The 25818-nt window shown below is 67.2% G+C and carries 24 protein-coding genes and 4 tRNA genes; 11 read left to right on the top strand and 17 right to left on the bottom strand.

The features are described from left to right. Complete coding sequence (locus LVB87_RS09025; RefSeq protein ID WP_232897653.1) at window positions 1–555, top strand: hypothetical protein; 555 nt, start codon at window positions 1–3, stop codon at window positions 553–555. A gap of 87 nt (window positions 556–642) precedes the next feature. On the opposite strand, the gene LVB87_RS09020 is transcribed toward LVB87_RS09025, so the two are convergent. The 3 genes from LVB87_RS09020 to LVB87_RS09010 all read right to left on the bottom strand — a co-directional run bounded on the left by LVB87_RS09020 (window position 643) and on the right by LVB87_RS09010 (window position 1653). Next, a complete protein-coding gene (locus LVB87_RS09020) occupies window positions 643–1275 on the bottom strand; it encodes a hypothetical protein (RefSeq protein WP_232897652.1) in 633 nt (210 codons plus the stop codon). Between the two features lie 184 nt (window positions 1276–1459). Then, a tRNA-Lys gene (locus LVB87_RS09015) sits at window positions 1460–1535 on the bottom strand. A 41-nt stretch (window positions 1536–1576) separates the two neighbouring features. Continuing rightward, a tRNA-His gene (locus LVB87_RS09010) sits at window positions 1577–1653 on the bottom strand. Between the two features lie 173 nt (window positions 1654–1826). Between LVB87_RS09010 and LVB87_RS09005 the strand changes: the two genes are divergently transcribed. After that, on the top strand, window positions 1827–2339 hold the full coding sequence (locus tag LVB87_RS09005; RefSeq protein ID WP_232897651.1) for a nuclear transport factor 2 family protein: 513 nt from the start codon (window positions 1827–1829) through the stop codon (window positions 2337–2339). A 36-nt stretch (window positions 2340–2375) separates the two neighbouring features. On the opposite strand, the gene LVB87_RS09000 is transcribed toward LVB87_RS09005, so the two are convergent. From LVB87_RS09000 to LVB87_RS08990, 3 genes are all read right to left on the bottom strand, one after another. Continuing rightward, complete coding sequence (locus LVB87_RS09000; protein ID WP_232897650.1) at window positions 2376–2585, bottom strand: hypothetical protein; 210 nt, start codon at window positions 2583–2585, stop codon at window positions 2376–2378. Window positions 2586–2725: 140 nt separating this feature from the next. Next, window positions 2726–2799: transfer RNA gene (locus tag LVB87_RS08995), tRNA-Arg, on the bottom strand. A 20-nt stretch (window positions 2800–2819) separates the two neighbouring features. Next, a tRNA-Pro gene (locus LVB87_RS08990) sits at window positions 2820–2896 on the bottom strand. A gap of 54 nt (window positions 2897–2950) precedes the next feature. Between LVB87_RS08990 and LVB87_RS08985 the strand changes: the two genes are divergently transcribed. After that, entirely contained in the window at window positions 2951–3709 is a 759-nt protein-coding gene (locus LVB87_RS08985) for a Bax inhibitor-1/YccA family protein (protein WP_232897649.1), read from the top strand. 68 nt (window positions 3710–3777) lie between these two features. Here LVB87_RS08985 and LVB87_RS08980 read toward each other — a convergent pair whose 3' ends face one another. From LVB87_RS08980 to grxC, 3 genes are all read right to left on the bottom strand, one after another. Further along, on the bottom strand, window positions 3778–4803 hold the full coding sequence (locus LVB87_RS08980; protein ID WP_232897648.1) for an isocitrate dehydrogenase: 1026 nt from the start codon (window positions 4801–4803) through the stop codon (window positions 3778–3780). A 72-nt stretch (window positions 4804–4875) separates the two neighbouring features. After that, window positions 4876–5280, bottom strand: coding sequence for a carboxymuconolactone decarboxylase family protein (locus LVB87_RS08975; protein ID WP_232897647.1), 405 nt, complete (start codon window positions 5278–5280; stop codon window positions 4876–4878). Next, window positions 5277–5540 carry a glutaredoxin 3 gene (grxC, locus tag LVB87_RS08970; RefSeq protein ID WP_232897646.1) on the bottom strand — a complete coding sequence of 88 codons (264 nt, stop codon included), beginning with the start codon at window positions 5538–5540 and terminating at the stop codon, window positions 5277–5279. The genes LVB87_RS08975 and grxC overlap by 4 nt, the downstream gene beginning before the upstream one ends. A gap of 153 nt (window positions 5541–5693) precedes the next feature. Between grxC and LVB87_RS08965 the strand changes: the two genes are divergently transcribed. The 5 genes from LVB87_RS08965 (at window position 5694) to ppx (ending at window position 13120) form a co-directional block, all read left to right on the top strand. Next, the gene (locus tag LVB87_RS08965; RefSeq protein ID WP_232897645.1) at window positions 5694–7286 is read left to right on the top strand and encodes a M48 family metalloprotease; all 1593 of its coding nucleotides are present in this window, start codon (window positions 5694–5696) and stop codon (window positions 7284–7286) included. 114 nt (window positions 7287–7400) lie between these two features. Next, entirely contained in the window at window positions 7401–8090 is a 690-nt protein-coding gene (phoB, locus tag LVB87_RS08960; RefSeq protein WP_232897644.1) for a phosphate regulon transcriptional regulator PhoB, read from the top strand. A gap of 10 nt (window positions 8091–8100) precedes the next feature. Then, on the top strand, window positions 8101–9489 hold the full coding sequence (phoR, locus tag LVB87_RS08955) for a phosphate regulon sensor histidine kinase PhoR (RefSeq protein WP_232897643.1): 1389 nt from the start codon (window positions 8101–8103) through the stop codon (window positions 9487–9489). Beyond that, on the top strand, window positions 9486–11585 hold the full coding sequence (ppk1, locus tag LVB87_RS08950) for a polyphosphate kinase 1 (RefSeq protein WP_232897642.1): 2100 nt from the start codon (window positions 9486–9488) through the stop codon (window positions 11583–11585). Before phoR ends, ppk1 begins: the two co-directional genes overlap by 4 nt. A 32-nt stretch (window positions 11586–11617) precedes the next feature. Beyond that, the gene (gene ppx / locus LVB87_RS08945) at window positions 11618–13120 is read left to right on the top strand and encodes an exopolyphosphatase (protein WP_232900523.1); all 1503 of its coding nucleotides are present in this window, start codon (window positions 11618–11620) and stop codon (window positions 13118–13120) included. On the opposite strand, the gene LVB87_RS08940 is transcribed toward ppx, so the two are convergent. Genes LVB87_RS08940 through LVB87_RS08925 form a run of 4 tightly spaced genes read right to left on the bottom strand, consistent with a single transcriptional unit; the run spans window position 13075 to window position 18391 of the window. Beyond that, window positions 13075–15195 (bottom strand): prolyl oligopeptidase family serine peptidase, encoded by a 2121-nt coding sequence (locus tag LVB87_RS08940; RefSeq protein ID WP_232897641.1) that lies wholly within the window; start codon window positions 15193–15195, stop codon window positions 13075–13077. The genes ppx and LVB87_RS08940 overlap by 46 nt on opposite strands. A gap of 14 nt (window positions 15196–15209) precedes the next feature. Next, window positions 15210–17027, bottom strand: a complete 1818-nt coding sequence (locus tag LVB87_RS08935) for a hypothetical protein (RefSeq protein WP_232897640.1) — start codon at window positions 17025–17027, stop codon at window positions 15210–15212. 11 nt (window positions 17028–17038) lie between these two features. Then, entirely contained in the window at window positions 17039–17965 is a 927-nt protein-coding gene (locus tag LVB87_RS08930; RefSeq protein ID WP_232897639.1) for an ABC transporter ATP-binding protein, read from the bottom strand. Window positions 17966–17980: 15 nt separating this feature from the next. Further along, window positions 17981–18391 carry a GntR family transcriptional regulator gene (locus LVB87_RS08925; protein WP_232897638.1) on the bottom strand — a complete coding sequence of 137 codons (411 nt, stop codon included), beginning with the start codon at window positions 18389–18391 and terminating at the stop codon, window positions 17981–17983. A gap of 137 nt (window positions 18392–18528) precedes the next feature. On the opposite strand from LVB87_RS08925, the gene LVB87_RS08920 reads away from it, so the two are divergent. Both LVB87_RS08920 and LVB87_RS08915 read left to right on the top strand, forming a co-directional pair. After that, window positions 18529–19677, top strand: a complete 1149-nt coding sequence (locus LVB87_RS08920) for a glycosyltransferase family 1 protein (protein ID WP_232897637.1) — start codon at window positions 18529–18531, stop codon at window positions 19675–19677. Then, window positions 19655–20191 carry a phosphatase PAP2 family protein gene (locus LVB87_RS08915; protein ID WP_232897636.1) on the top strand — a complete coding sequence of 179 codons (537 nt, stop codon included), beginning with the start codon at window positions 19655–19657 and terminating at the stop codon, window positions 20189–20191. Before LVB87_RS08920 ends, LVB87_RS08915 begins: the two co-directional genes overlap by 23 nt. Before the next feature lie 3 nt (window positions 20192–20194). Here LVB87_RS08915 and creD read toward each other — a convergent pair whose 3' ends face one another. The 3 genes from creD to creB all read right to left on the bottom strand — a co-directional run bounded on the left by creD (window position 20195) and on the right by creB (window position 23744). Further along, a complete protein-coding gene (creD, locus tag LVB87_RS08910) occupies window positions 20195–21544 on the bottom strand; it encodes a cell envelope integrity protein CreD (protein WP_232897635.1) in 1350 nt (449 codons plus the stop codon). An 87-nt stretch (window positions 21545–21631) separates the two neighbouring features. Further along, window positions 21632–23059, bottom strand: a complete 1428-nt coding sequence (creC, locus tag LVB87_RS08905; RefSeq protein ID WP_232897634.1) for a two-component system sensor histidine kinase CreC — start codon at window positions 23057–23059, stop codon at window positions 21632–21634. A 1-nt stretch (window position 23060) separates the two neighbouring features. Then, window positions 23061–23744, bottom strand: coding sequence for a two-component system response regulator CreB (gene creB / locus LVB87_RS08900; RefSeq protein ID WP_232897633.1), 684 nt, complete (start codon window positions 23742–23744; stop codon window positions 23061–23063). Window positions 23745–23769: 25 nt separating this feature from the next. Here creB and rlmJ point away from each other — a divergent pair, with 25 nt between their 5' ends. Beyond that, window positions 23770–24624 (top strand): 23S rRNA (adenine(2030)-N(6))-methyltransferase RlmJ, encoded by an 855-nt coding sequence (gene rlmJ / locus LVB87_RS08895; RefSeq protein ID WP_232897632.1) that lies wholly within the window; start codon window positions 23770–23772, stop codon window positions 24622–24624. A gap of 180 nt (window positions 24625–24804) precedes the next feature. On the opposite strand, the gene LVB87_RS08890 is transcribed toward rlmJ, so the two are convergent. Further along, entirely contained in the window at window positions 24805–25752 is a 948-nt protein-coding gene (locus tag LVB87_RS08890; protein WP_232900522.1) for a cation diffusion facilitator family transporter, read from the bottom strand. Window positions 25753–25818 lie beyond the last annotated feature (66 nt).

The following is a 25818-nucleotide window of genomic DNA, read 5'->3' as shown; positions in this document are numbered from 1 at the left end:
ATGAACCGCTACGCGATCCCGCATGAGCCGAACACGTTAGCTACGCTGGAACACCTGTCCACGGGAGTCGTTGCGATTGGCTTTGCAAAGGACTTCCCGCATTTCAATTCTTGCACCGCCTGCTTTTTGCAGATGATCGACGGGCGTTGGGTAGAACTGGTAGCCAACGGCGAGGACCTTGAGTTCAAGTTTGAGGTGTTCTCGTTGATCGCGAGAGTCGTTCCTGCCCCGCTCATGGATGAGCAACATAGGATTTCCCTCTCGAATCCCGTCTGCGTGGCGCCGCTAGAAACGGAAAGCTGGCTCGATCCGGAGGCGCCGATTGACCATCCGACGCTCGGCTCTGATCCCGTCATGCAGTTCGTCGGTCAGCCGGGATCAGCTCCTGGAACCGCGAGTGCGACGTGTCGCTATTTGGGTGGGGTGGAGTTGATAGGGGCCAATGGCAACGCATTGGTCATCGCGACGGCGAGCTTCCCATACCATATGCACGTCTCGGGTTATTACGAAGACCAGTTCTTTGATCGCGCTGCGTATCGCCCGATCGGCAGATGAGGTTGCATGAAAGGGCCAATGTCCGCTTTGGGTCGAAAGCGGTCACTGCCAGGGGGTACAGAACGCCCCCTTATGCGCAGTCGCCCGCTACGCCTTTGGGTTGGAGGCCCCCTCTACGCCGCCGGCTCGGCCAAGTTGCCCGTACCGAGTGAGCAGGGCGGCACAGCTTGCCGCGACAACCTCGGTCGAATCACGGTTCAAATAGCGGTAGCCAAGCAGCTCCCAGGAAATCTCGCTCAATGCGGCGTCTAACGAAGCAATCGCCTGCTCTACTTCCCCCAAGTTCAACTTGTTCTCGACATAGAACGCCGGGTTGGAAGCATCCATTGTCCGGTGTGCGGCATGCAGATCACGCCATCGCCGCAGCCGACTAAGCGGCGAATCAGAGTCTGGTCGTATGACGCCTAGAACAACCCGGTGGACCTTCGCGACCTTCTCGCGCTCGACGGGGTAGCGGCGCGCCATAGCCTCAAGCGTGTTTAGGGACTCAACGTCCTTGCGCGTATCTGTTACTTGTCCGACCGCAAGGTACAGGGCGTGGAACACGGCGCGATAAATCGCGTCGTATGCGTGCGGGTGCGTCAATGGCGACTCTGGGTCGTCGGCTGACGCCTCCTGCATCCCTTTGAGAATCTGGAAGTACGTCCAAGCCAAGTGGATGGAACTGGCGACGGCATCGGCTCGGCCCCGCAGGTTGTTCCGATGATCTTCGTTGAGCACGACCCCTCCGCCAAGGAACGCCTTAAAGCTGTTGATCAAGAATCAATTGCTCTAAGCAAGCAAATCAACGGTCTCAGGGATGTTCTCGGAAAATGATCGGGCAATTTTCGGAAAATGCGGTCCAGGAGCGAGGCAAAAAAAAGGCACCTAGGTTTCCCTAAGTGCCTGATTTCATTCTCGGAATTGGTGGGCCGTCAAGGATTCGAACCTTGGACCTATTGATTAAGAGTCAACTGCTCTACCAACTGAGCTAACGGCCCCGAGGGCGCGCATTGTAATCATGCGGCCGGTGAAACGAAAGTGGGGTGGCTGAGGGGACTCGAACCCCCGACATCTGGAATCACAATCCAGTACTCTAACCAACTGAGCTACAGCCACCACTGAAACAACGTTCGCCACACAAATGTCGCGAACGGCCGGCTATTTTTCAGGAGTCGCCCGCAGGTTGCAAGCGCCGCGCGACCTTTTTGCGTCGTTTCTGGCCGATCAGCCGCTTGGAAATCCGTTTTCCGATGGACGCGCCGCACTTCGCGGCCCATCGAGGATCGACCATGCGTGGACGTTGCCTTGCCCTGATCGTCGCCACCAGCGCCTTGCTCGCGACTTCCCTCGCCTTCGCCGGCGAAGACCCGGCCCTGCAGAAGCGCAGCGCGGACTTCCAGGCCGCCGAGGGCCGTTTCGACGCCGAGGCCTCCGCCGCGTTCTGGGCACCCGACGCCGTGGGCCAGATGCACGGCGCGCCGCAATTCCAGGGCAGCACGGAAATCCTGGAAGCCTACAAGGGATGGTTCAGCCAGTCGGGCGTCAAGAAGCTGGTGGGCACGCCCAAGCACATCGAAGTCTCTGGCGACCTCGCCTACGAGATCGGCGTCAACGACATCGTGTACGGCACGCCGAACGGCGATGTCGAAGACGTCGGCAAGTACCTGCTCGTGTGGAAGCGCATCGACGGCCAGTGGTATGTCGCGGCGTTGACCGCCAACAGCGATGCCCCCGCCCCGAAGCCCGTGGCCAAGACCGACGCTGCGGCTGCGACGCCGAAGCCCGAATCCACCGCGAAGTAACGCGCGCAGGGCGCGCGGCGCAGGAACGCCGCGCGCTCACTCCGCCAACGTCTCGCACGCGGCGCACCGCCGCCCGCGCCGCACGTTGTTGATCTTCCCCATCACGAACACCCAGGCACTGATCGCGCCCCACGCGAGCGATTCGCTCAGTGCGTGGGACATCGATTGCCCGCGCAGCAAGTACGCAGCGAACAGCACCGGAAAGGCGATCGCGAACGCGGAAACCAACCATCGGAACCAAGGCATATCGGCGTCTCCTGTCGACTACGGACAAAGACGCCCTTCACCACCCGATGTGACCGACGGGGAGGAATCTGGCCTGACGCCGCCAGAACTTTCGCCGAGAAAGCGTTGCGCGCACCGGGTAGAGTCCAGCGAACCCCGAACGCGCCCGACAGGACTCGAACCTGTAACCGCCGGCTTAGAAGGCCGGTGCTCTATCCGGTTGAGCTACGGGCGCAAAGAAGCCGAACGAAAAAATGGTCGGGGTAGAGGGATTCGAACCCCCGACATCCTGCTCCCAAAGCAGGCGCGCTACCAGACTGCGCTATACCCCGATGCCCGGGAATTCTATGCTCGGGGCCGCCAACACACCACCAAGGACTGTCCCGATGCTCCGAACCGGCAACCCGGCACTCAAGGAAACCACGTTCCTGGACCTCTCCAGCGGCACGGTCGTCTCCCGCGACGGCGAGGCGATGACGCTCAACGGAACGGTCCACCGCACTGCGGTGCTCCTCTTCCTCGCGGTCCTCACCGCGGCCTTCGCCTGGAACAGCGTCGCGATCGGACCCGAAGGCCCCTCGGCCAATTTCGGCTTGTATCTCTGGGGCGGCCTGATCGGCGGGCTCGTGTTCGCCTTCGCGACCATCTTCAAGCCGGCCTGGTCGCCGGTCACCGCGCCGCTGTACGCGCTGTTCGAAGGCCTGTTCCTCGGCGCGATTTCCGCGCTGTACGACGCACGCTTCAACGGCATCGTGCTGCAGGCGGTGATGCTGACGACCGGCACGCTGTTCGCCCTGCTGTTCGCGTACCGCAGCGGCCTGATCAAGGCGACGGAGAACTTCAAGCTCGGCGTGGTCGCCGCCACCGGCGGCATCGCGCTGATCTACCTGGCGACGATCGCGCTGTCGTTCTTCGGCATCCGCATCCCGTACATCCACGAGTCGGGCCTGATCGGCATCGGCTTCAGCCTGTTCGTCGTCGTCGTGGCCGCGCTCAACCTCGTGCTCGATTTCGACTTCATCGAGCAGGGCGTCGAACGGGGCGCACCGAAGCACATGGAGTGGTACGGCGCGTTCGGCCTGATGGTGACGCTGGTGTGGCTGTACGTCGAATTCCTGCGCCTGCTCGCGAAGTTGCGCAAGTAACGCGCACTACGCTGCAACAAAAAACGGCGCCGAAGGGCGCCGTTTTCATTGCGTCGCGACGATCCGACTCAGACCGCAGCGCGCTTGGCGATCGCCTTGGCGAAGGACATCGTGTTGCCCTCCCCGCCCAGGTCCGGCGTCAGCGAATCCTTCGCCTCGAGCGTGGCGATGATCGCCTCGCGCAGGCGCGTCGCCTTGTCGGTCATGCCCATGTGGTCGAGCATCTGCGCGGCCGCGAGCAGCAACGCGCAGGGATTGGCGATGCCCTTGCCCGCGATGTCCGGCGCCGAGCCGTGCACGGCCTCGAAGATCGCCGCATCGGTGCCGATGTTCGCGCCCGGCGCGAGGCCGAGGCCGCCGACGAGGCCGGCGCACAGGTCGGAAATGATGTCGCCGAACAGGTTCGTCGTCACGATGATGTCGAACTGCTCCGGCTTCATCACCAGCTGCATGCAGGTGTTGTCCACGATCATCTCGTTGCACTGGATGTCGGGATATTCGGCCGCCACGATGCGCGCCGTCTTGAGGAACAGGCCCGAGGTCGACTTCAGGATGTTGGCCTTGTGCACCACCGTCACCTTCTTGCGACCGGTGCGGCGCGCCAGCTCGAACGCGTAGCGCACGATGCGCTCGGAGCCGCGGCGCGTGACCTTCTGCGTGAGCAGCGCGGTCTCGCCGTCTTCCGACACGGACTGGCCTTCGCCGATGTACGCGCCTTCGGTGTTCTCGCGCACGGTGATCAGGTCGACGCCCGAGGCGAAGCGCGATTTGGTGTTCGGGAAGCTCTTGGCCGGACGCACGTTGGCGTACAGGTCGAAGCGCTTGCGCAGTTCGACGTTGATCGAGCTGAAGCCTTCGCCGACCGGCGTGGTGAGCGGGCTCTTCAGCGCGATGCGGTTCTTGCGGATCGAATCCATCGTCGCGGCCGGGAGCAGTTCGCCCACCTTCTCCAGCGCCGTCATGCCGGCTTCGGCGTACTCGTACTGCAGGCCGAGGTTCATCGTGTCCAGGACATGGAGCGTGGCGTCCATGATCTCGGGGCCGATGCCGTCGCCGCGAAGGACGGTGATGGTGTGTTGCGCGGGGGTCTGCATGAGGGGGCGTCCGGACTGCGAAGCCCGCCATTATGCCAGACGGGGCTTCGCCTCCGTCCGGCACCGTAGGGTTCAACCGTGGTCGTGGGCCGGCGCGGCGGCCGCGTCGCCGGACTCGAGGCGGTCGAGGAAGTCCACCGCCCGCCGCAAGTGCGGGATCACGATCGAACCACCGACCACCAGCCCGACGGAGAAGGCTTCGAACATCTCGTCGCGGTTCACGCCCGCCTCGCGGCACTGCGCCACGTGGTAGCTGATGCAGTCGTCGCAGCGCAGGACCATCGAGGCGACCAGGCCCAGCAGCTCCTTGGTCTTCACGTCGAGCGCGCCGGCGTGGTAGGTCTGCGTGTCGAGCGCGAAGAAGCGGCGGACGACCTGGTTCGGCTCGGCCAGGATCCGCTCGTTCATGCGCTTGCGGAATTCGGTGAACTGGCGGACGCGATCCGCTTCGTCGCCACCGCCGCTGGGCGCGCTCATGCGGCCACCAGCAAGGGTTCGAACTGCCCGGAGCGGTGCAGCGCCATCATGTCGTCGTAGCCGCCCACGTGGTGATCTCCGACGAAAATCTGCGGCACGCTGGTGCGCCGCGTCAGCGCCACCATCTTTTCGCGCTCGCCCGGCGCGGTGTCGATGCGCACTTCCGTCCAGCTCAAGCCCTTGCTCTTGAGGAAGTTCTTGGCGGCGACGCAGTACGGGCAGATGGCGGTGCTGTAGAGGGTGATCACGGGATGGGTCACTTCGGAACTCCTGAACTTCGGTCCTGCTGGCTGGTCGGCAATATGCGGTGACCGGCAGGGGGTTTTCCACCCCCCGAGCCTGACTGCCCGTGCAACACTGTGGTTTCACCGATGCGTCACGCCGCGTGTCCCTGGAGTAAGTTCGAGCGCGCCATGCCCCGTCTTCGCCTCCTGTCCGCCTCCCTTTGCGCCGCGCTGGCCACGCTTGTCGTGGCTGCGCCGATCGCCGCGCAGACCACCGGCAACCGCCTGCCCGACATCGGCTCCTCCGCCGGACAGATGCTGAATCCAAAACAGCAGGAAGCCTACGGCGCGATGACGCTGAGCCAGCTGCGCCATTACGGCTACGTGCTGGAGGATCCGCTGCTGGAGGACTGGCTGCAGTCGGTGGGCCATCGCCTCGCCGCCAACAGCGACCGCCCGCGCCAGCAGTTCACCTTCTTCCTGCTGAAGGACCGCCAGATCAACGCGTTCGCCACGCTGGGCGGTTACATCGCGACCAACGCCGGCCTGGTGCTCGCCGCCTCGCGCGAAGACCAGGTGGCCAGCGTGCTCTCGCACGAAATCGCGCACGTCACGCAGGACCACGTGCTGCGCGGCGTCGAGCGCGCGCAGAAGGACAGCGTGCCGATTCTGCTGGCGATGCTCGGCGCGATCATGGTCGCGCAGAAGGCCGGCGGTAACTCGAGCGACGACGCCACCATGGCGGCGCTCTCCGCAGGCCAGGCGCTCATGTACCAGCGCCAGATCAACTACACCCGCGACAACGAAGCCGAAGCCGACCGCGTCGGCATGCAGACGCTCGCGCGCAGCGGCTACGACCCGAACGCGATGGCCGAATTCTTCACCACGCTGCAAGGCTGGGTGCGCGTGAACCAGGGCGGCGAAAAAGAACGCACGCCCGACTACCTGCAAACGCACCCGATCACCGTCACGCGCATCAGCGAAGCGAAGGAACGCGCGGCGCAGATGAAGCCGCAGAACTCGTTCGCTGCCGGCGGGGCTTCCGCGAATCCGCTGTTGCCGTCCAACCTGCGCCTGCCCGACCAGGGCCTGACGCCGGCCGGCACCGGTGTGTTCGGTTACGCGAAGGAACGCCTGCGCGTGCTCAGCGCCGACACGCCTGCGCAGGCGATCCGCGAATACGAGCAGATGACCAACAAGGCGCCGTTGGACGATTCGCAACGTTACGGCCTCGCCCTCGCCCGCCTGTTGTCGAACCAGCCTTCGGCCGCGATGGCGGAACTCGCGCCGCTGATCGAACGCCACCCCGGCGACCTGTGGCTGCAACTGGCGATGGGCGAAGCCGAAAGCCACGCCGGCAAGCACGCCGAAGCCGACAAGCGTTTCCAGGCCCTGCTCGACCGCATGCCGCGCAACCGGCCGGTCGCGCTGACCTATGCGCAGGTGCTCGCCGAACGAGGCGATGCGGCCTCCGGCAAGCGCGCGCAGTCGGTGCTGCGGCCGCTCGCGGCGAGCGCGTCGGACGACCCGACCTACCAGGAGACCTTCGGCCGCGCGAGCGACCTGGCCGGCGACCCGGTCCGCGCCGGGGAAGCCCACGCCGAGGCCGAGTACCTCAACGGCCGCCCCGAACGGGCCCTGATGCAGCTGGAAAACCTCAAGAAGCGCGGCGACCTCGACTATTACGCCCGCGCCCGCATCGACGCCCGCATCGCCGCGATCACGCCGACCGTGCTCGAGCTCCGCCGCCAGGGCGTGAAGGACGAGGTTCTCCAGGACTGAGCCCGGGGGCGCGGGGCGACCTCAGCCCGGTCCATGTGACGGTGTCACCCCACCGTCACAAAAGCGTCGTCCAATGGCACCATTCGCCCACGAAACAGGCGCCATCCCCCAGTCATGCAGAAACGCATCCTCATCGTCGACGACGAGCCTGCGATCCGCGACATGGTCGCCTTCGCCCTCCGCAGGGGCGAATTCGATCCCATCCATGCCGCCGACGCCCGCGAGGCGCAAGCCGCCATCGCCGACAAGGTCCCCGACCTCATCCTGCTCGACTGGATGCTCCCGGGCACCAGCGGCCTGGACCTGGCCCGTCGCTGGCGCAAGGAATCGCTGACCCGCGAGATCCCGATCATCATGCTCACCGCCCGTGGCGAGGAGAACGACCGGGTGGGCGGCCTCGAAGCCGGCGTCGACGACTACGTCGTCAAACCCTTCTCCGCCCGCGAACTGCTGGCCCGCATCCGCGCCGTCATGCGCCGTTCGCGCGAGGACGACGAGGACGGCAGCGTCAAGGTCGGCCCGCTGCGCATCGATGGCGCGGCGCACCGCGTGTTCGCCGACGAGGCGCCGGTGCAGATCGGCCCGACCGAATACCGCCTGCTCCATTTCTTCATGACCCACCCCGAACGCGTCTACACGCGCTCGCAGCTGCTCGACCACGTGTGGGGCGGCAGCGTGTACGTCGAGGAACGCACCGTGGACGTGCACATCCGGCGCCTGCGCAAGACGCTGGAACCGCATCGCCTGGACGAAATGGTCCAGACCGTGCGCGGCGCCGGTTACCGCTTCTCCGCAGCCGTCTAGACTGGGGCGCATGCCACCCCGCGCACGCAGTGCCTGGACCCTGACCCTCGGCCAGCTCGCCGCCATCCTCGGCGCGGCGGTGGTCGTGGGCGTCGCCGTGCACCATGTCTGGCCGGTGGTCACCTTCGCCGCGCTCGGCGTGGTCGCCTGGCATTACTGGAAACTGCGCGGCGTGCTCGAACGCCTCACCGCGCGCACCCGGCAGCCGCCACCGCAGGGCGATGGCGTGTGGAACGAACTCGACCGATTGCTGCATCGCAGCCAGGCCGACGTGCGCACGCGCAAGCGTCGCTTGGTCGCGATGCTGCGTGCGTATCGCGCAGCGGCGATGGCCCTGCCCGATGCGGTGGTCGTGCTCGAACGCAACAGCCAGCGCGTGCAGTGGTTCAACCCTGCGGCCTCGTCGCTGCTGGGCCTGCAATATCCGCGCGACCTCGGCTCACCGCTCGGCGATCGCCTGCACACGATGTCGCTCTCGCGCTGGCTCGCTGCCGGACGCAACGCCGAACCGCTGCTCGACACCGCCTCGCCCGTGGATCCGAGCATGCGCCTGAGCCTGCGCCTGATCCCGTACTCCGACGAGTTGTGGCTGCTGGTCGCGCGCGATGTCAGCAAGCTCATGCGCCTGGAGCAGATGCGCCGCGATTTCGTCGCCAACGTCTCGCACGAACTGCGCACGCCGCTCACCGTCGTGCACGGTTACCTCGACCTGCTCGATCCCGCCGACAATCCCGACTGGGCGCCGATGCTCGCGGAAATGCAGCGGCAATCGCAGCGCATGACGCAGCTGGTCGAAGACCTGCTCACGCTCTCGCGCCTGGAAGCGCAGGAAGGCGTGGTGGACGATCCGGTGTCGATGGCGCCGATGCTCGCCACGCTGCGTCGCGAAGCCGAAGCGCTGAGCCAGGGCCGCCACCGCGTCGTGCTCGAGGATGAAGCGCCGCTCGACCTGCGCGGCTCGACCAAGGAATTGCACAGTGCGTTCTCCAACCTGGTGAGCAACGCGGTGCGCTACACGCCGGCGGGCGGCACGATCAGGATCCGCTTCGCGCCGGACCTCGGCGCCGACAAAGCGGGTGGCGCCGTGCTCGCCGTCACCGACACCGGCTTCGGTATCCCAGAAGCGCACCTGCCGCGCATCACCGAACGTTTCTATCGCGTTTCCACGAGCCGCTCGCGCGAAAGCGGCGGCACGGGCCTCGGCCTGGCCATCGTCAAGCACGTCCTCAACCTGCACCAGGCGCGCTTGTCGATCGAGAGCGCCGTGGGACAGGGCAGCACCTTCGCCTGCCATTTCGGCCCCGAGCGCGTGCTGCCGCGCGAAGAGCTCCACGATTTCGAGACCGATCCGGCGCGCGAATCGCGCTTCGGGTCCACGGGCATAGAATCCCCACGATGAGCGCCGTCCCCACCCCCGTGCCGGCCGAACCCGCCGGCGAGACCGATCCGCTGCGCGACATCGCGCTGTACTCGAATCGTGAGCTGTCGCAGCTCGACTTCAACTTCCGCGTGCTCGCACAGGCGCGCGACCCGCAGGTGCCGCTGCTGGAACGGCTGCGCTACCTGTGCATCTCCTGCACCAACCTCGACGAATTCTTCGAGATCCGCGCCGCCACCGTCCGCCATGCGCAGGACTTCGGCCTGCCCGCCGGTCCCGACGGCATGCCGCAGCAGTCGGTGCTCAAGGAAATCCACGATCGCGCCGCCGACCTCGTCGATTCGCAATACCGCTGCTGGAACGAAGAACTGCGCCCGCAGCTCAACGCCGCCGGCGTGCGCATCCTGCCGCGCGATGCGTGGAGCGCGAAGCAGACGCGCTGGCTGCGCGAATACTTCTGCGACGAAATCCTGCCGGTGCTCTCGCCGCTCGGCCTGGATCCGGCGCATCCGTTCCCGAAGATCCTCAACAAGTCGCTGAACATCGTCGTCGTGCTCAAGGGCAAGGACGCGTTCGGCCGCGCCGGGCACCTGGCGATCGTGCGCGCGCCGCGTTCGCTGCCGCGCATCATCCAGATCCCGCCGGAAGTCTCCGGCGGCCCGAGCGACTTCGTGTTCCTCTCCGCGGTCCTGTCGGCCTTCGTCGACGAGCTGTTTCCGGGCATGCAGGTCAAGGGCGCGTACCAGTTCCGCGTCACGCGCAATTCCGAACTGATCGTCGACGAAGAGGAAGTCGAGAACCTCGCGCTCGCCTTGCGCGACGAACTCGTCGGCCGCGGTTACCTGCGCGCGATGCGCCTGGAGATCGCCGAGCAGTGCCCGAACGACATCGTGCGCACGCTGCTGGTCAACTTCGACCTGCCGGAGAACGCGGTCTATCGCATCAACGGCCCGGTCAACCTCAACCGCGTGATCCAGGTCTACGACCTGGTGCAGCGCCCGGACCTGAAATACCCTCCGTTCCAGCCGCGCGCATTGCGCGACACGGACGCGATCTTCGAACGCGTCAACGAAGGCGATGTGCTGCTGCACCACCCCTTCGATTCCTTCGCGCCGGTGCTGGAGCTGATCAAGCAGGCGGCCGAAGACCCGAACGTGCTGGCGATCAAGCAGACGCTGTACCGCACCGGCAAGGATTCGCCGATCGTCGACCAGCTCGTGCAGGCCGCGCGCAACGGCAAGGACGTCACGGTGGTGGTCGAACTGCGCGCGCGCTTCGATGAAGAAGCCAACCTCGGCCTCGCCGATCGCCTGCAGGATGCGGGCGTGCAGGTCGTGTACGGCGTGGTCGGCTACAAGACGCACGCCAAGATGCTGCTCATCGTGCGTCGCGAAGGTCGCAAGCTGCGCCGCTACGTGCACCTGGGCACCGGCAACTACCACTCGGGCACTACGCGTGCGTACACCGACTTCGGCCTGATCACCGCCGACCCCGACATCGGCAACGACGTCGACCTGATCTTCCGCCAGCTCTCCGGCCTTGCGCCGGCGATCAAGCTCAAGCGCCTGCTGCAATCGCCCTTCACGCTGCATGCGGGCGTGCTGCAGCGGATCGATCGCGAGACCAAACATGCGCGCGCAGGCAAGCCCGCGCACATCATCGCGAAGATGAACGCGCTCAATGAGCCGCAGGTGATCCGCGCGCTGTACGTGGCCTCGCAGGCCGGCGTGCGCATCGACCTGATCGTGCGCGGCGCATGCACGCTGCGCCCGGGCGTGCCGGGCGTGTCGGACAACATCCGCGTGCGTTCCATCGTCGGCCGCTTCCTGGAACACCATCGCGTGTACTGGTTCGCCAACGACGGCGCGCCCGAACTCTTCTGCTCCAGCGCCGACTGGCTCGAGCGCAACCTGCTGCGTCGCATCGAAACCGGCTTTCCGATCCTCACGCCGGACCTCGCCGCGCGCGTGTACGACGAGGCGCTGGCGAACTACCTCGCCGACAACGTCAACGCCTGGGAACTGCAGGCCGACGGCACGTATCGCAAGCTCGCGCCGGACGACCACCACATGCCGCATTCGGCGCAGGCGTGCCTGCTGGCGAAACTGTGCACGTGAACGACATCCTCGCCCGCCCACGCGCGACCGCGATGCCGTTGCAGGACGGCGACCTGCTCGCCGCGGTCGACCTGGGGTCGAACAGCTTCCACATGGTGGTCGCCCGGCAAGTGCTCGGTCAGTTGCGCGTGGTCGATCGCCTGCGCGACATGGTGCGCATGGCCGAAGGGCTCGACGGCAAGGGCGGTCTTTCGCCCGAGGTGCGCCAGCGCGCACTCGAAAGCCTCGAACGTTTCGGCCAGCGCATCCGCGACATTCCGCCGTGGCGCGTGCGCGTGATCGCCACCAACACGGTGCGCCAGCTCAAGAATCCGCAGTCCTTCCTGCTCCCCGCGGAAACCGCGCTCGGCCATGCGATCGAAGTCGTCTCCGGCCGCGAAGAAGCGCGCCTGATCTACCTCGGCGTCGCGCATGCGCAACCGCCGAAACCCGGCGAACGCCGGCTGGTGATCGACATCGGTGGTGGCTCGACCGAAAGCATCATCGGCAGCGGCCTGGAAGCGATCGAACGCGAAAGCCTCCAGGCGGGATGCGTGGCGAGCACGCGCCACTTCTTTCCCGACGGCAAGCTCTCGCGCAAGCGCTGGAAGTCCGCGCTCACCGAAGTCGCCGCCGAGTTCCAGCAGTTCGCGGGCGTGTATCGCTCGCTCGGGTGGCAGGAAGCCCTGGGCTCCTCCGGCACCATCAAGGCGATCGGCGATATCTGCGCCGCGATGAAACTCACCAAGGGCGCGATCACCGCCGTTGCGTTGCCACAGGTGCGCGACAAGCTGCTGCAGGCCGACACCATCGCCGACATCGACCTGCCCGGCATGTCGAGCGAACGGCGCCCGAGCATCGCGGGCGGTTTGCTGATCCTCGAGGCGGCCTTCATCGTGCTCGGCCTGGAACGCATGGCCGTGAGCAAGGCCGCGCTGCGAGAAGGCGCGCTGTACGACATGCTCGGCCGCGGTGGCGCCGACGATTCGCGCGATGTCTCCGTCGCTGCGTTGATGGAACGCTACGGCGTCGACGTCGCGCAGGCCCAGCGCGTCGAGGAAACCGCGATGGAGCTGTTCGACCAGGTGCAGGACGCCTGGGGGCTCAGCGACGACGACCGCCGCATGCTCGCGCGCGCCGCACGTGTGCACGAACTGGGTCTTGCCATCGCGCACAGCCAGTACCACGTGCACGGCGCCTACATCCTCGAGAACTCCGACATCGCGGGTTTCTCTCAGCAGGAACAGCGCGTGCTTGCCGCCCTCGTGCGCACGCACCGGCGCAACATCACGAAGAACGCGTTCGACACCATCCCCGACCGCCTGCTCACCAGCGCCAAGCGCGTGGCGGCCTTGCTGCGCATCGCGGTGTTGCTGCATCGCTCGCACGAAGCCGACGACATCCCGCGCATCGACGCGAAGGCCAGCGGCGACACGCTGGTGCTCACGCTCGACAAGCGCTGGTTCGAACAGCGCCCGTTGCTGCGCCAGGACCTCGGCGGCGAGCCCGACTACATCGCCGGGCTCGGCGTCACCTTGCGCGTCGAAGCGGCCTGAGATTTCGGTTCGTTGTCGAGGTCGCGACCTCGCAAACGCAGGTTGCGCGAGACGAACGCCTGCAGCGCTGCATCCGCGGGTTCGGGCGCCGCGCCGTCGAGGCGACGGTGCAGCATCGTTTCCACGAGATAGAAATACGCCTCGCGCGTGCGCGGGTCGGGCAACTGGTGGCTGCCGTTCGGATCGACGAGCAGGCTGACATCCTTGCCGCGCGAGGCGAGCGCCGCGGCGTAGTGCATGACGCTGCGGATCGGCACGCGCTCGTCTTCCGCACCCGCGAACAGCAGCACGGGGCGTGACAGGCGGTCGACGTTCGCGATCGGCGATTGCGCACGCAGGCGTTCGGCGACCGTTGGGCTCGCGGGATCGAGGTCGAGCAGGCGCATGGTCGTTGCGAGCGGAATCCCTCGCGCCGTCGTGTCCGGGCTTTGTGCATACCAGCGCAGCACCCAGCCGAGATCGGCGGGCGGTACCGCGGCGATGCCGACCTTGAAGACCTCCGGCTGGAAGGTCACGCCCTGCAGCGCCGAGTAGCCGCCGAACGATGCGCCGATGATGCCCGTACGCGCGGGATCGCCGATGCCTTGCGCGTGCAGGGCCTGCACGCCTTCGACGATGTCGCGCTGCACGCGGCCGTTGCCGAAATCGCCGCGGCCCGCGCGCATGTAGGCCTGGCCATGGCCCGTCGAACCGCGGAAGTTGGGTTCGAACACGATGTAGCCGCGATTGGCGAGCATCTGGCCGATGCCCGTGAACTCGGGACGGAAGAGATTGAAGGGACCGCCATGCACGTGCGCGACCAGCGGCGCGCGCGCGGGGTCGATGCCGGGGGGCACGAGGACGAAGCCGTGGATCGGCATGCCGTCGGAGGCGCGCCAGGTGAACGCGATCTTGCGCGCCATCGCGGCTTCGGGGAGGGCGGGCGCGGGCTTGTTGCGGTATGCAACGGCGGGATCGAGCGCCAGCTCGCGCAAGGTGCGCGTTGCGGGATCGTACAGATGCAGGCGCTCGCCCTTCAGCGTGGTCGCGCGGTCGTGCACGAGCCAACGCGCGCGGCCGACCTCGATGCGCAGGTCGCGGTTGGCCAGCTTTGACTGGATGGCAGCGAGATGATCGCGCGCCTCCGGGGTCAACCCGTACGTGGCCGCAACCGTACTGCGGTAGCGCGCAAACAGAGGCGTGCGCGTGGCCGGATCGAACGCCACGTCGTCCAGGTCGGCTTCGTTGCGCGGATCGGCCTGCAATGTCTGCAAGCGGTTCGTCGCATCCAGCCGCGCGAGGCGATCGAGGTCGGAGCCCACATCGGTGCGCAGCCATGCCTCGCGCCCATCGTCCGATGCGCCAAGCAACATGCAGCGCGCGAGGTCACCGCAACGCAGCGCCGGTACGAGTCGGCCGTCGTGCACGCGATGCACGACGTAATGGTGGTCCTCCACGCGAACGAGGAAGGCCAGCCGACCTCGCGCATCGAAGGCGACCTGCACGACCTGTCGCGCATCCTCGTGCAGCAAGGTTTCGCGCCCCGACGCATCCACGCGATACACGCGCCAGCGCTTGGGCAGGCGCGAGACCAGCGGCGGGGATTCGGACACGATCGCCGCATCGGGCCGCGCGGGATCGGCGCCTTCGAAATCGCGCTCCCACGTGCCACCGAGTTTCGCGATCGCACGCGACCCACCCTGCCCGGCCGCAGCCAGCGCAAACAACTGGCGCGGCGACGGCAGGAACAACCAGCGGGCATCGCGCGACCAGGCCAATTGCGTCGCCTCGGTCTGCGCCAGCAGTTGCTTCGGCGCACCGCCCGCCGTGGACACGACCCACACGCTGCGATTGCGCCCCGCTTCGCGCAGGTAGGCCACCTGGCGTCCATCGGGCGACAACCACGCGCCAAGCAGCACGGGTTGCGCGAGGAAGGCAACGCGCGGGAACCGAGGGGAGATCGGACGCGCACGTTCCTTCGCGACTTCCGCACGCAGCGCCGCGGCGTCCACCACCTCCTGCGCCGGCACCTGCGGCGCGAAGGCCATCGCACAGGCAAGCCACGCCCACCCGAACCGCTTCGGGAACATCGCCATCGAGGTTTCTCCGATCAGGCCATGGCGGGATGCGCGACGAGATCGTCAGGCACCGTTTCGCGTGCTGGATACATCGCCCATAGCGCCATCAGCGCAGGCACGCTCAACAAGCCGCACGCGAGCACCCAACCGATGCGCGCCGCGCGCGACAGATCCGTGTGCCGCACGCGCCACAGGGCACCGAGCATCGAGAGCAACATCAGCACGCCTGCGAACACTTGCATCGCGCGCGGGACGGGGGCCGTCGCCATTTGCAGGGGGCGCATCTCGCCCGCGAACGCATTCTTCACCGCCTTCTGCACCGTGTAGAGCACCGGCGAGGGATACCAGTTCTGGTAGCGCCAGGCATCGGGGTAGTCGCGCGCGATCTCGCGGCGCGCCACCGTGGCCGATCGCCCGTCGTCGAATGCCCGCACGATCTGCTGGTAAGGCAGCGTGCCTTCGGCGTTGTAGGACGAACGCGCGAAGGAGAACGAGAGCAGCCAACCATCAAGCAGTTCCATTGCGTCGATGCGCTGCACGTCGCCCATGCGGCCGGGCACCGGCACGCGCAGGCGCGGCGCAAGCAGGCCGTCGCTGCCGTCGAATGCACGGGCGTCATAGAAATACAGCGCGCGCTCGCCGACCAGCACGAAGTCGTCGCCAGCCTTGCCGTAGCCGGTGATTGCCTCGCCGCCGGGCAGGCGCGCACGCGGGACGATGAGGTTCGCGTCCTCGTCGAACTGATACACCGTCGAGCGATCGACCAGCAGGTTGTCGCCGACGGGCAGCACGGGCGCCGGGAACGGCGCATTCCCCGCCATGCCCAACGTGCCGACCGCGCGCTTGTCGACCAGGCTGTAGCCTTCGAAGCGCATCGTGTCGTGGCTGAAGACCCAACGCACGCGGCGCTGCGGATCGTCGAATTCCATCGGCGCGATGTTGGTCAGCTGGTTGCGTGCCGGCGCTTCGCCCAGGCCAGGGAACAGGCCGTCGATGTCCGCGATCGCCGCCTGCTCGCGCCACAGCGGCGCTTCCGGATCGGTGCTGTTGCGCAGGCCCTTCACGAACAGGGCCTTGCCGTCGAGCACTTCGATTTCCTTCTCGCCGTCGACATTCGGCACCGCGACGTTGTTCGGATGCGAGCCCTGCGCGATCCACAGGAACTCCGCGCCGAACCCGACCATCACCAGCGCGAACCACATCATCATCGTCATCGGCGCGGCGACGACGAACGTGCGTGCCGCACCGCGCGCAGGGGTGCCGAGACTGGGCTTGAACGCGACCAGCACCATGGCGAGCAACCAGGCGAGCGAAAGCAACTGCAGCGTGACCGCGCCGAAGCCCGTCGCCTGCGAGAACACGATCAGCAACAGGAAGACCGCCGCGCAATATCCCTGGCGCTTGTCCGCCAGCATCAGGTACGCGCCGACGAGATAGCCACACAAGGACACGATCCAGGCCGAACCGACCAGCAGCAGGTGCCGCGTGTCGACGACGCGCGCCGTCATGCCCTCCTGCCAACCCGCGATCGTGAGCAACGGAAGCAGTACGCCCACCGCGAGCAGCACCGCGCCTGCGCCGAGCAACGCGATGGCGATGCGCGATGGCGCAAGCGGACGATGCAACAGGTTGAGCCACGTGTTGGGCCGGCGATAGCCGCCCATCTGGTACAGCCCGAGCAACAGGCCCGCGGCCGCATACACGGCGCCGAACACGCGATAGACCAGCAAGGGCTGCTGCGCGAGATCCACCACGCGCGTCAGGAAGCCCAGCACCACGAGTTGCAACGCCACGCACCCCGCGGCCCACCAGCGGAAGCGCAACAACTCGGCCTTGAACAGATCCAACATCGTCGTGGTCCTCATGCGTGCGCGCGCTGTGCGTCGGGCGCTGCGTGGTTCTTCGCCAGGAAGCCGTTGACCGCGCGGTCCAGGCTCACCGGCATGCTCTGCACCGAACGCGCGCCGCTGGCGCGCAGGAATTCGGCGAAGTCGTCCTGCTGGTCCAGCACCAGGTAGTGGTGCAGTCCATCCAGGCGCTGCAACTGCAGCAGGCCCGGCACCGAACGCGGGTCCGGTCCCTTGAATGGAATGTCGGCCACCCAGTGCGTGACGCGCGCGCAGAACTCGTCGGGCGCCGACATGTGCATCAGGCGTCCGCGTTCGAGGATCACCAGGTTGTCGGCGACGCGTTCGATCTCCTCCATCTGGTGCGAGCAATAGATGACCGTACAATCGTCGGTCGCGTTGCTATACATCAGCGATTCGAGGAAGGCGCGCTTGGCCACCACGTCCAGGCCCAGCGTCGGTTCGTCGAGCACCAGCAGTTCCGGCCCCTGCGCCAGCGCGAGCGCGAGGTTGAAACCTGCACGTTCGCCGCGCGAGAGCTGCCCGACCTTCTGTTCCGGCAACACGTGGTAATGCCCGAGCACATCGCGGAAGGCATCTTCGTTCCAGCGCGGATACTGGCGGCGATGCATGTCGGTCACCGCGGTCACGCGCATCCAGCCCGGCAGCGTGTGTTCTTCATTGACGAAGCCGATGCGGCCGCGGTCTTCGGGCGTGAGGCGCTGCGAGTCGCGGCCCAGGATGCGCGCGGTGCCGACAGTGGGCGGCAGGAAGCCGAGCAGGATGCGGAACAGCGTGGACTTGCCTGCACCGTTCGCACCGACCACGGCATGGATGCGACCGCGCGGAATGCGCAGGTCGAGATGGTCGAGCGCCAGCTTGCGCCCGTAGCGCTTGGTGAGCGCGTCGGTTTCGATGACGAAGTCGTTGGGGAGGCTCATGTCGGTTCCGGGGCGTCAGGCGCTTTTGCGGGGGGCCAGCGCGAGGAACTCGCGGTGCAGTCGGGCCTGCACTTCATCCGGCGGGTAATCCAGGGCGATGACGTCGTGGAGGAAGCGCGCGATGGCCTCGTCCAGGCGGCGCGAGCGTTCGGCATCGCTCAATCGTTGGCGCGGCGTCGCGACATACAGGCCCAGACCCTGCCGCGATTCGAGCCAGCCCTCCGTGGTGAGTTCGGCATAGGCCTTGGCGACGGTGTTCGGATTGACCGTGAGTTGCTGCGCGAGGCCGCGGACGCTGGGCAGCTGGTCGCCGGGCGACAGCTCGGCGGTCGCGATCTTCATGCGCACGGCGTCGACGATCTGCTTGCTGATCGGCCGGGGGTCGCCGGTCGCGATCTGGAGCATCAGGGCCTGGGTCCGGGCCATCTGGGGTGTCCTAGGTGTACTGTGGCGACTAGTACAGCCAACACACCCGGCCCTGTCAAGCCCCGGAATGCACGCCTGTGGCGAACTGTCACAGGGGAGACACCGACGCGTCATCGCGCAAGCCCAGCCTGCCCGGCATGCGCTACGCGATCGTCACCGAGACCTGGCCGCCGGAAATCAACGGCGTCTCCCTGACCGTCGAAGGCCTCGCGCACGGGTTGCGCAAACGGGGCCACGACATCGGGCTCGTGCGCCCGCGCCAGGCGCACGATGGCGAGCGCGTCGACGACACGCTGCTCGTGCGCGGCTTCCCCCTGCCCCGTTATCCCGGCCTGCGTTTCGGCGCGCCTGCACTGCGCGCGCTTGCGCAACATTGGGAAGCGTCGACACCGGATGCGGTGTACATCGCCACCGAAGGTCCGCTCGGTTGGGCCGCGCGCCGCGTCGCGCGACGCCTCGGCGTGCCGATCGCGACCGGCCTGCACACGCGCTTCGACCATTACATGCGCGACTACGGCTTCCCGTTCCTGGAACCGCTCGCGCTGCGCTGGATGCGCCGCTTCCACAACGCGGGCGATGCCACGCTCGTCGCCACGCGCGAGTTGCAGGACTGGCTTGCGCATCGCCACTTCACGCATCCGATGCGACTGGCGCGCGCCGTCGATGGCACGCTGTTCCATCCGACCAAGCGCGACGCGCGCCTGCGCACCGCATGGGGCGCCGGCGACGGCACGCTGGTCGCCATGCACGTGGGCCGCATCGCGGCAGAAAAGAACCTGGCGCTCGCGATCGAAGCCTTCCGCGCGATCGAACGCGTGCGGCCCGACGCGCGTTTCGTCTTCGTCGGCGAAGGCCCGCTGCGTGGCCCGCTCGCCGAAGCGAACCCCGACCTCGTGTTCTGCGGCCTGCAACGCGGCGAAGACCTCGCGCGCCATTTCGCCAGCGGCGATCTGTTCCTGTTCCCGAGCCGCAGCGAAACCTTCGGCAACGTGACGCTCGAAGCGATGGCCAGCGGCGTACCGACGCTCGCCTACGACTACGGCGCGGCGCGCGAACACCTGCGCAACGGCGAGCACGGCATCCGCGTGCCCGATGGCGACGCGGCGGCCTTCGTCACCGCGGCCGTGCGCCTCGCACAGGATCCGATCGCGTTGCGCCGCATGCGCCACGCAACGCGCGCGGCGGTGGAACACCTGCATCCCGACCAGGTCGCGGCGGAATTCGACGCGCTCCTGCAATTGCTCGCCCTGCGGAGGCGCGACCATGCGCAACGTGCACTTGCCTAGGCGTGACGCCGAATGGTGCCTGCGGACCAATCATTGGTGCGCGAACCCCAGCGTGCGCACCGTGTTCTCGATCGCCAGCCGCCTCGGCGACGGCATCGCCTGGTACGCGCTGATGGCGGGCATGGTGATCTTCGACGGGTGGGATGGTTTGTTCGCCGCCACGCACCTCGCGGTCACCGGCGCGATCGCGCTCGGCCTCTACCAACTGCTCAAGCACTGGACCAAGCGTCCGCGGCCCTTCGCCTTCGATGCGCGCATCCGCGCCTGGGTCGCACCGCTCGACGAGTTCAGCTTCCCCTCCGGCCACACGTTGCACGCGGTGGCGTTCACGCTGGTCGCACTCGCGCACTACCCGATGCTCGCCTGGGTCCTCGTCCCCTTCGCGTCCACCGTGGCGGTCTCGCGTGTCGTGCTCGGCCTGCACTACCCCACCGACGTGCTCGCGGCGACGGCGATCGGATCTGCGATCGCCGGCGCCGCGTTGTGGCTGGTTCCTGGGGTGACGTTGTTCTGACCCCTACGCGGGCTGCGAGGCCAGGTTGCGTTGCTGCTGCAGCGCGTACCAGTCGACCTTGCGCGTGACGATCATGATCGTGGCCAGCACGCAGAACAGCAGGCCCGAGCCGAGCACCAGCGCGTTGTCTTCCGACACGAGCACGCCATACAGCGCTGCATACAAGGCCGCGAGCATCGCCGCGAACCCGAGGCCACGCGCGATGCTGCGCAGCACCGCACTCAGGTAGAAGCCCAGCAACCCGATGCACGCCGTTGCAGAGACCAGGTAGGCGGCACCAAACGGGATGTGCTCGCTCAGGCTCACCAGCAGCAGGAAGAAGATCGCGAGTGCCAGGCCGACGAGGCCGTACTGGATCGGGTGGATCGGCAACTGCTTGATCAGTTCGAACATGAAGAAGCCGACGAAGGTCAGCAGCACGAACAGGATCCCGTACTTCGTCGCGCGATCGGCCAGCGTGTAACCGTCGACGGCGTTGATCAGCGCCACGCCGACGCCATCGATGTTGCGTCCGCCCTTGGCCAGCTGCCACAACGCGTCCTGCTGACCGCTGGCCTGGAGGAACTGCGACTGCGCATTGCTCGCGAGCGAAGAGATCTCCCAGTTCGCGCGGAATCCGCGTTCGTCCACCATCCGCGTGCGCGGCAGGAAGCTGCCCTGGAACATCGGGTCGGGCCACGTGGAGCGCAACGAGAAGCGGTTGTCGCGCGCGATCGGGACGAGCGCGAGCGATTCCGTACCGGCGAGCGTGGCGTCGAAGGCGATCGGCAACACCAGGTCATCGCCCGGGCGCGGCACCGCCAGGCGCACATGCACGCCGCCGATCGGACGGCTGCCGAAGCCGCCGACGATCGGCATCGACCGCCCATCGATCTTCAGCGACGGCGTCCCGACGAAACCGCGCGAGTCCGCGACGCCCACACTGAGATAGGGAACGCCGATCCTGCGCGGGCGCTCGCCATCGACGGGAATGTGCGCGCGGATCGTGGCGCGCGCGTTCATCGCCATTTCGTACACGGGCACGCTGTACAGCCCGCGCTTGAGCGTGTGCGGCGTCATCGTGCCTTCGATCGACAGCGTTGCGGGGAAGAAGGTCCACTGCCCCGCCCGGTCGCGCAGCACTTTGCGCACACCTTGCGGCCCGGCCTCTTCCTCTTCGACCTGCTCCACGTAAGGCACCACGAGCACGGGCCCCACCAGCGCCTGCTGTCCCGCCGAACTGGACGCCACGTCCTGCGTCGCCTGGCGCTGGTACTCCTGGCGCTCGGCGATGGTGGCGTGGATGAACATCAACGGGATCAACAACCCGAGCATGAGGAACACGACGACGACGGTCTTGAATGCGAGGCGCATGGCGGCTTCCTTCCGGAGTGGGCGACGCGCGCAGCCTCGCCCCGCCGCGTGCGCGGGCGATGGCGGGATGGTGAGGCGAAGGTGAAGTCAGGCGGCCGGGAGGACCAGCGTGGCCGCCGCGCCGCCGCCGTCGCGGTTGCCGAGCGTGGCCGTGCCGCCGTGCAGCGCCGCCACTTCCGCCACGAAACACAGGCCCAGGCCGCTGCTGCGGCTGCCACCATCCGGGCGCGGGAGGGAATAGAAGCGCTCGAACACGCGGGGCAAAGCGTAGTCGGGGATGCCCGCGCCGCGGTCTGCGACGAGCAGCGACACCCGATCGCCCTCGCGTGCAACGTGCGCTTCGATCGTGCTGTCGGCGGGCGAGAACGCGGCCGCGTTCTCGATGAAGTTGGCCACGGCCTGGCGCAGCAGGAAGGGATCGCCTTCGACCCAGGCCTGCGCCTCGCCTGTGCGCGCCACGGCCACGTGCGCGGCGCCGAGGCGCTGTGCGCAATGCGCGATGGCCTCGTCGACGAGCGGCACGAGGTCCACGCGCTCGCGCGTTTCCAGGTGCTGCCGGTGTTCCACTGCCGCGAGCGCAAGCAGCTTGTCGATCATCGCCGCGAGGCGTTCGCTCTGCGTGCGGATGTTGGTGGCGAAGCGCGCGCGGTCCGCTTCTTCCATGGGCGATTCGAGCAGCTCCGCGCTCCCGCGGATGGCGGCGAGCGGGCTCTTCATCTCGTGCGTGAGGCTGTGCACGTACTGCTCGACGTATTGCTTGCCTTCCAGGCGCACGCGCATGGTCTCCAACGCCTGCCCGAGCTCGCCGAATTCGCCGGTGGATTTTGGCGGACTCGCGCGTTCGCCCGCAGTCACCGCGTTAGCGTAGCGACGCAGGTCGCCGAGCTGGCGCGACATCCACCACGCCATCAGCACGCCGATGGCGAGCGCGGTGCCCATCAGCACCCAACCCCAGCGCATCACGGTGCGCTGGCTGCGCGCGATGAAGGGCGCGAGTGCCTGGTTCGGCTTCGCCACCGTGAGCACGCCGACGATCTTCCCGCTGGCATCGCGCAGGGGCGCCGCGACGTGCATGACGGTGGAGGCGTCGTCGTTGGGATCGCTGCGCGTGGAGCGTGCGCCGTACTGCCCGCGCAGAGTGCGGTACACGTCGTTCCAGCGCGAGTAGTCCTTGCCGATGTCGCGCCCGTCGCTGTCGTACACCACGATGCCGTGCGCGTCGGTCACGTAGATGCGGTAGTTCGCCGCGCGCTTGCCGAAGCCCCAGATCTCGGCGCCGAAATCGCGACCCTTGAGTTCCTTCACGCGCGTGGCGAAACGCCCGTCGGCGATGTACCCGGCGAGGAAATCGTCGGTGGCCAGTTCCGCCAGCACGTTGGAGGTATCGACCAGCGTGTCCTCCATCGCCTGCCGCACGCCGGGCTTCATCTCGGTGACGAACACGCGCGCGAGCAACAGCGCGCACAGCGCCACGATGGCGAAGTACCCGAGGAAGATGCGCAGGCCGATGCGCATGTCAGGTCGCGATCGAATACCCGAGGCCGCGATGCGTGCGGATCGGATCGGCGGACGGGTCCACGGTGTGCAGTTTCGCGCGCAGGGTCTTCACGTGCGTGTCCACGGTGCGGTCGCCGCTGTCGAGCGCATCGCCCCACACGCGATCCATCAGTTGCGCGCGCGACAACACGGCGCCGGGGCGTTGCAGCAACGCGGCGAGCAGGCCGTATTCGTAACGCGTGAGGTCGAGCCATTGGCCGCGATAGCGGATGCGGTGGCCGTCGGTGTCGTGCTCGAAGGTGCCGTTGGCCGGCGTCGTCGCCGCACCGCCCTGGGCGCGCCGCAATACCGCGCGCACGCGCGCGACCAGCTCGCGCGGCGAGAAGGGCTTGGTCACGTAATCGTCCGCGCCCAGCTCGAAGCCCAGCACGCGCTCGGCTTCGGCCGCATGCGCGGTGAGGAAGATCACCGGCAGGTCGGCGCTGCGGCGCAACTCGCGGCACAGCGCGAACCCGCCGAGGTCCGGCAGGCCCACGTCGAGGATGGCCAGGTCGAAGCGATCGCCCTTGGCTGCCGCCAAGGCGGCGCCCGCGGTCAGGCAATGGCGCACGTCGAAGCCGTCCTCGCGCAGGGCGTACGCGACGGTGTCGGCGATCGGTGGTTCGTCTTCGACAAGCAGCAGCAGCGGCATGGGCCGAAGCATACAGCCGCCGCGTATGCTTGCCGCCATGAATTACCGCCACGCCTTCCACGCCGGCAACCACGCGGACGTCCTCAAGCACGTGGTCCTGCTCGCCGCGTGCGACGCGCTGCTGGCCAAGCCCGCCGCGTGCTTCGCGCTGGACACCCATGCCGGCCGCGGCTTGTACAAGCTCGACGCCGAGGCCGCATTGCGCACGGGCGAGGCCGCCGGCGGCGTCGCGCGCCTGGCGGGCACCCGGGATCCCGCGGTCGCGCGCTACCTCGCGGCCATCGACGACTGCCGTGCCCAGCATGGTCCGACCGCCTACCCCGGCTCACCCTGGTTGCTCGCGCATGCCCTGCGCGAACAGGACCGCATCGCCTGCTGCGAACTGCATCCGGAAGAAGCCGCGGCGCTGAAGGACGCGCTCCACTACGACGCGCGCGTGGCCGTGCATGCACGCGATGGCTATGCGGCGATGAAGGCCATGCTGCCGCCGCGCATCGGCGAGACGAAGTTCGGGCGCGGGTTGGTGTTGATCGATCCGCCGTTCGAGGCGCAGCTGGAAGAGTTCGATGTCGCGCTGCATGCGTTGCGCGATGCGTTGGCGCGGTGGCCGCAGGCGATCTATCTGTTGTGGTATCCGATCAAGTTGCGCCGCACGCTGCAGCCGTTCTACCGGCGGGCGAAGGATTTGCCTGCGAAGTCTGCGCTCGTTGCGGAGCTGCTCGTGCGTCCCGACGACTCACCGCTGCGCATGAACGGCAGCGGCTTGCTGGTGCTCAATGCGCCTTGGCAGTTCGATGTGCAGCTGCAACCGACGTTGCGTGTGCTCCGGCATGCGTTAGGCGAGGACGGCGGTGGTGCAGCGCGCGTGGAGTGGCTGCACGCACCCGCTTGAAGCCCCCGAAGCGGTGCCAGTGAATCAACGACGAGGGCCGGCATGCGAGGGCTTATGTCCTCGGAGCAAGGCCATGGATGGCCTTGCGCACGGTGCTCTGTCCGCAGGGATGCAGCTACAGCGCACCGGCCGAGGACATAAGCCCTTGCAGGACGGGCCGTCCTTCCGAAGTCAAACGAATCACCCCGCCGTCGGCGCGTAATCCTGATCGTCCCGCCCGCGCCCTTCCATCTCCGGTTCGAAGAAACTCCACCGCACCGTCGGAAAGCGCCGCTTCAACTCCGCCTCGATCGCGTTGATCCCGTCGATCATCTCGCGCGGCGTCCCCGTATCGCGCATCTCCGCATGCACCGACACCATGATGTCGTTGCCCAGCTGCAGCGTGATCAGGCTGATGACGCGCGCAATCTGCGGCTGCGATTCGAGGAACGTCCGCATGTCCGCCTGCACGTTCGCATCCACGCTCTGGCCGATCAGCAAAGCCTTCACTTCCACCGCCACGAACACCGCCACCACGATCAGCAATACACCGATCGCGATCGTGCCCAGTGCATCCCACAAGGGATTGCCGGTGATCATGGAGACGAACACCGCAATCAGCGCGAACACCAGGCCGAGCAGCGCGGCGAGGTCCTCGCCGAAGATGACGACCAGTTCCGCCTGTCGGCTCTCTCGGAACCAGCGCCAGAACGATCGTCCGCCACGCGCCTTGTTCACCTCGACGATGCAGGCCCGCATCGACACGCTCTCCGCGCCAATGGCGAACACCAGCACGCCGATCGCCCACCACGCATTCGACAGCTTCCCGGGGTGGCTGAGTTTGTGCACGCCCTCGTAGAGGCTGAACATGCCGCCCACCGAGAACAGCATCAGCGCGACGAGGAAGGACCAGAAATAGATTTCCTTGCCATACCCGAGCGGGTAGTCCGGCGTGGGCGGGCGCTTGGCCTGGCGCATGCCGAGCAGCAGCAGGAGCTGGTTGCCGCAGTCGGCCAGCGAGTGCACGGTCTCGGCGATCATCGCGCTGGAGCCCGTGAAGAACGCCGCCACGCCCTTGGCACAGGCGATGGCGAAGTTGGCGCCGAGTGCGAAGAGGATCGCGCGGGTGGAATCGCCGCTGCCGGACATGGGCGCCTGCAAGACATGAATGGGGGCCGGCGAGTTTATCAACCCGAACGCATGCGACCCGTCGCG

It is taken from the genome of Lysobacter sp. KIS68-7, from assembly GCF_021284745.1.
Classification (GTDB): domain Bacteria; phylum Pseudomonadota; class Gammaproteobacteria; order Xanthomonadales; family Xanthomonadaceae; genus Noviluteimonas.
The sequence above is the reverse complement of the archived record's forward strand: the minus strand, read 5'-3'. Positions and strand labels throughout refer to the sequence as shown.

What these genes read in the sequence shown, in the direction of transcription:
- LVB87_RS09000 (WP_232897650.1), bottom strand. Translation starts at nt 2,585, where the DNA reads ATGCCTTGGTTCCGATGGTTGGTTTCCGCGTTCGCGATCGCCTTTCCG.
- LVB87_RS08985 (WP_232897649.1), top strand. Translation starts at nt 2,951, where the DNA reads ATGCTCCGAACCGGCAACCCGGCACTCAAGGAAACCACGTTCCTGGAC.
- LVB87_RS08935 (WP_232897640.1), bottom strand. Translation starts at nt 17,027, where the DNA reads ATGTTGGATCTGTTCAAGGCCGAGTTGTTGCGCTTCCGCTGGTGGGCC.
- creD (WP_232897635.1), bottom strand. Translation starts at nt 21,544, where the DNA reads ATGCGCCTCGCATTCAAGACCGTCGTCGTCGTGTTCCTCATGCTCGGG.
- LVB87_RS08965 (WP_232897645.1), top strand. Translation starts at nt 5,694, where the DNA reads ATGCCCCGTCTTCGCCTCCTGTCCGCCTCCCTTTGCGCCGCGCTGGCC.
- LVB87_RS09025 (WP_232897653.1), top strand. Translation starts at nt 1, where the DNA reads ATGAACCGCTACGCGATCCCGCATGAGCCGAACACGTTAGCTACGCTG.
- LVB87_RS08980 (WP_232897648.1), bottom strand. Translation starts at nt 4,803, where the DNA reads ATGCAGACCCCCGCGCAACACACCATCACCGTCCTTCGCGGCGACGGC.
- LVB87_RS08890 (WP_232900522.1), bottom strand. Translation starts at nt 25,752, where the DNA reads ATGTCCGGCAGCGGCGATTCCACCCGCGCGATCCTCTTCGCACTCGGC.
- LVB87_RS08940 (WP_232897641.1), bottom strand. Translation starts at nt 15,195, where the DNA reads ATGGCGATGTTCCCGAAGCGGTTCGGGTGGGCGTGGCTTGCCTGTGCG.
- LVB87_RS08920 (WP_232897637.1), top strand. Translation starts at nt 18,529, where the DNA reads ATGCGCTACGCGATCGTCACCGAGACCTGGCCGCCGGAAATCAACGGC.
- LVB87_RS08975 (WP_232897647.1), bottom strand. Translation starts at nt 5,280, where the DNA reads ATGAGCGCGCCCAGCGGCGGTGGCGACGAAGCGGATCGCGTCCGCCAG.
- LVB87_RS09005 (WP_232897651.1), top strand. Translation starts at nt 1,827, where the DNA reads ATGCGTGGACGTTGCCTTGCCCTGATCGTCGCCACCAGCGCCTTGCTC.
- ppk1 (WP_232897642.1), top strand. Translation starts at nt 9,486, where the DNA reads ATGAGCGCCGTCCCCACCCCCGTGCCGGCCGAACCCGCCGGCGAGACC.
- LVB87_RS08925 (WP_232897638.1), bottom strand. Translation starts at nt 18,391, where the DNA reads ATGGCCCGGACCCAGGCCCTGATGCTCCAGATCGCGACCGGCGACCCC.
- LVB87_RS08915 (WP_232897636.1), top strand. Translation starts at nt 19,655, where the DNA reads ATGCGCAACGTGCACTTGCCTAGGCGTGACGCCGAATGGTGCCTGCGG.
- phoB (WP_232897644.1), top strand. Translation starts at nt 7,401, where the DNA reads ATGCAGAAACGCATCCTCATCGTCGACGACGAGCCTGCGATCCGCGAC.
- ppx (WP_232900523.1), top strand. Translation starts at nt 11,618, where the DNA reads ATGCCGTTGCAGGACGGCGACCTGCTCGCCGCGGTCGACCTGGGGTCG.
- phoR (WP_232897643.1), top strand. Translation starts at nt 8,101, where the DNA reads ATGCCACCCCGCGCACGCAGTGCCTGGACCCTGACCCTCGGCCAGCTC.
- rlmJ (WP_232897632.1), top strand. Translation starts at nt 23,770, where the DNA reads ATGAATTACCGCCACGCCTTCCACGCCGGCAACCACGCGGACGTCCTC.
- creB (WP_232897633.1), bottom strand. Translation starts at nt 23,744, where the DNA reads ATGCTTCGGCCCATGCCGCTGCTGCTGCTTGTCGAAGACGAACCACCG.
- LVB87_RS08930 (WP_232897639.1), bottom strand. Translation starts at nt 17,965, where the DNA reads ATGAGCCTCCCCAACGACTTCGTCATCGAAACCGACGCGCTCACCAAG.
- creC (WP_232897634.1), bottom strand. Translation starts at nt 23,059, where the DNA reads ATGCGCATCGGCCTGCGCATCTTCCTCGGGTACTTCGCCATCGTGGCG.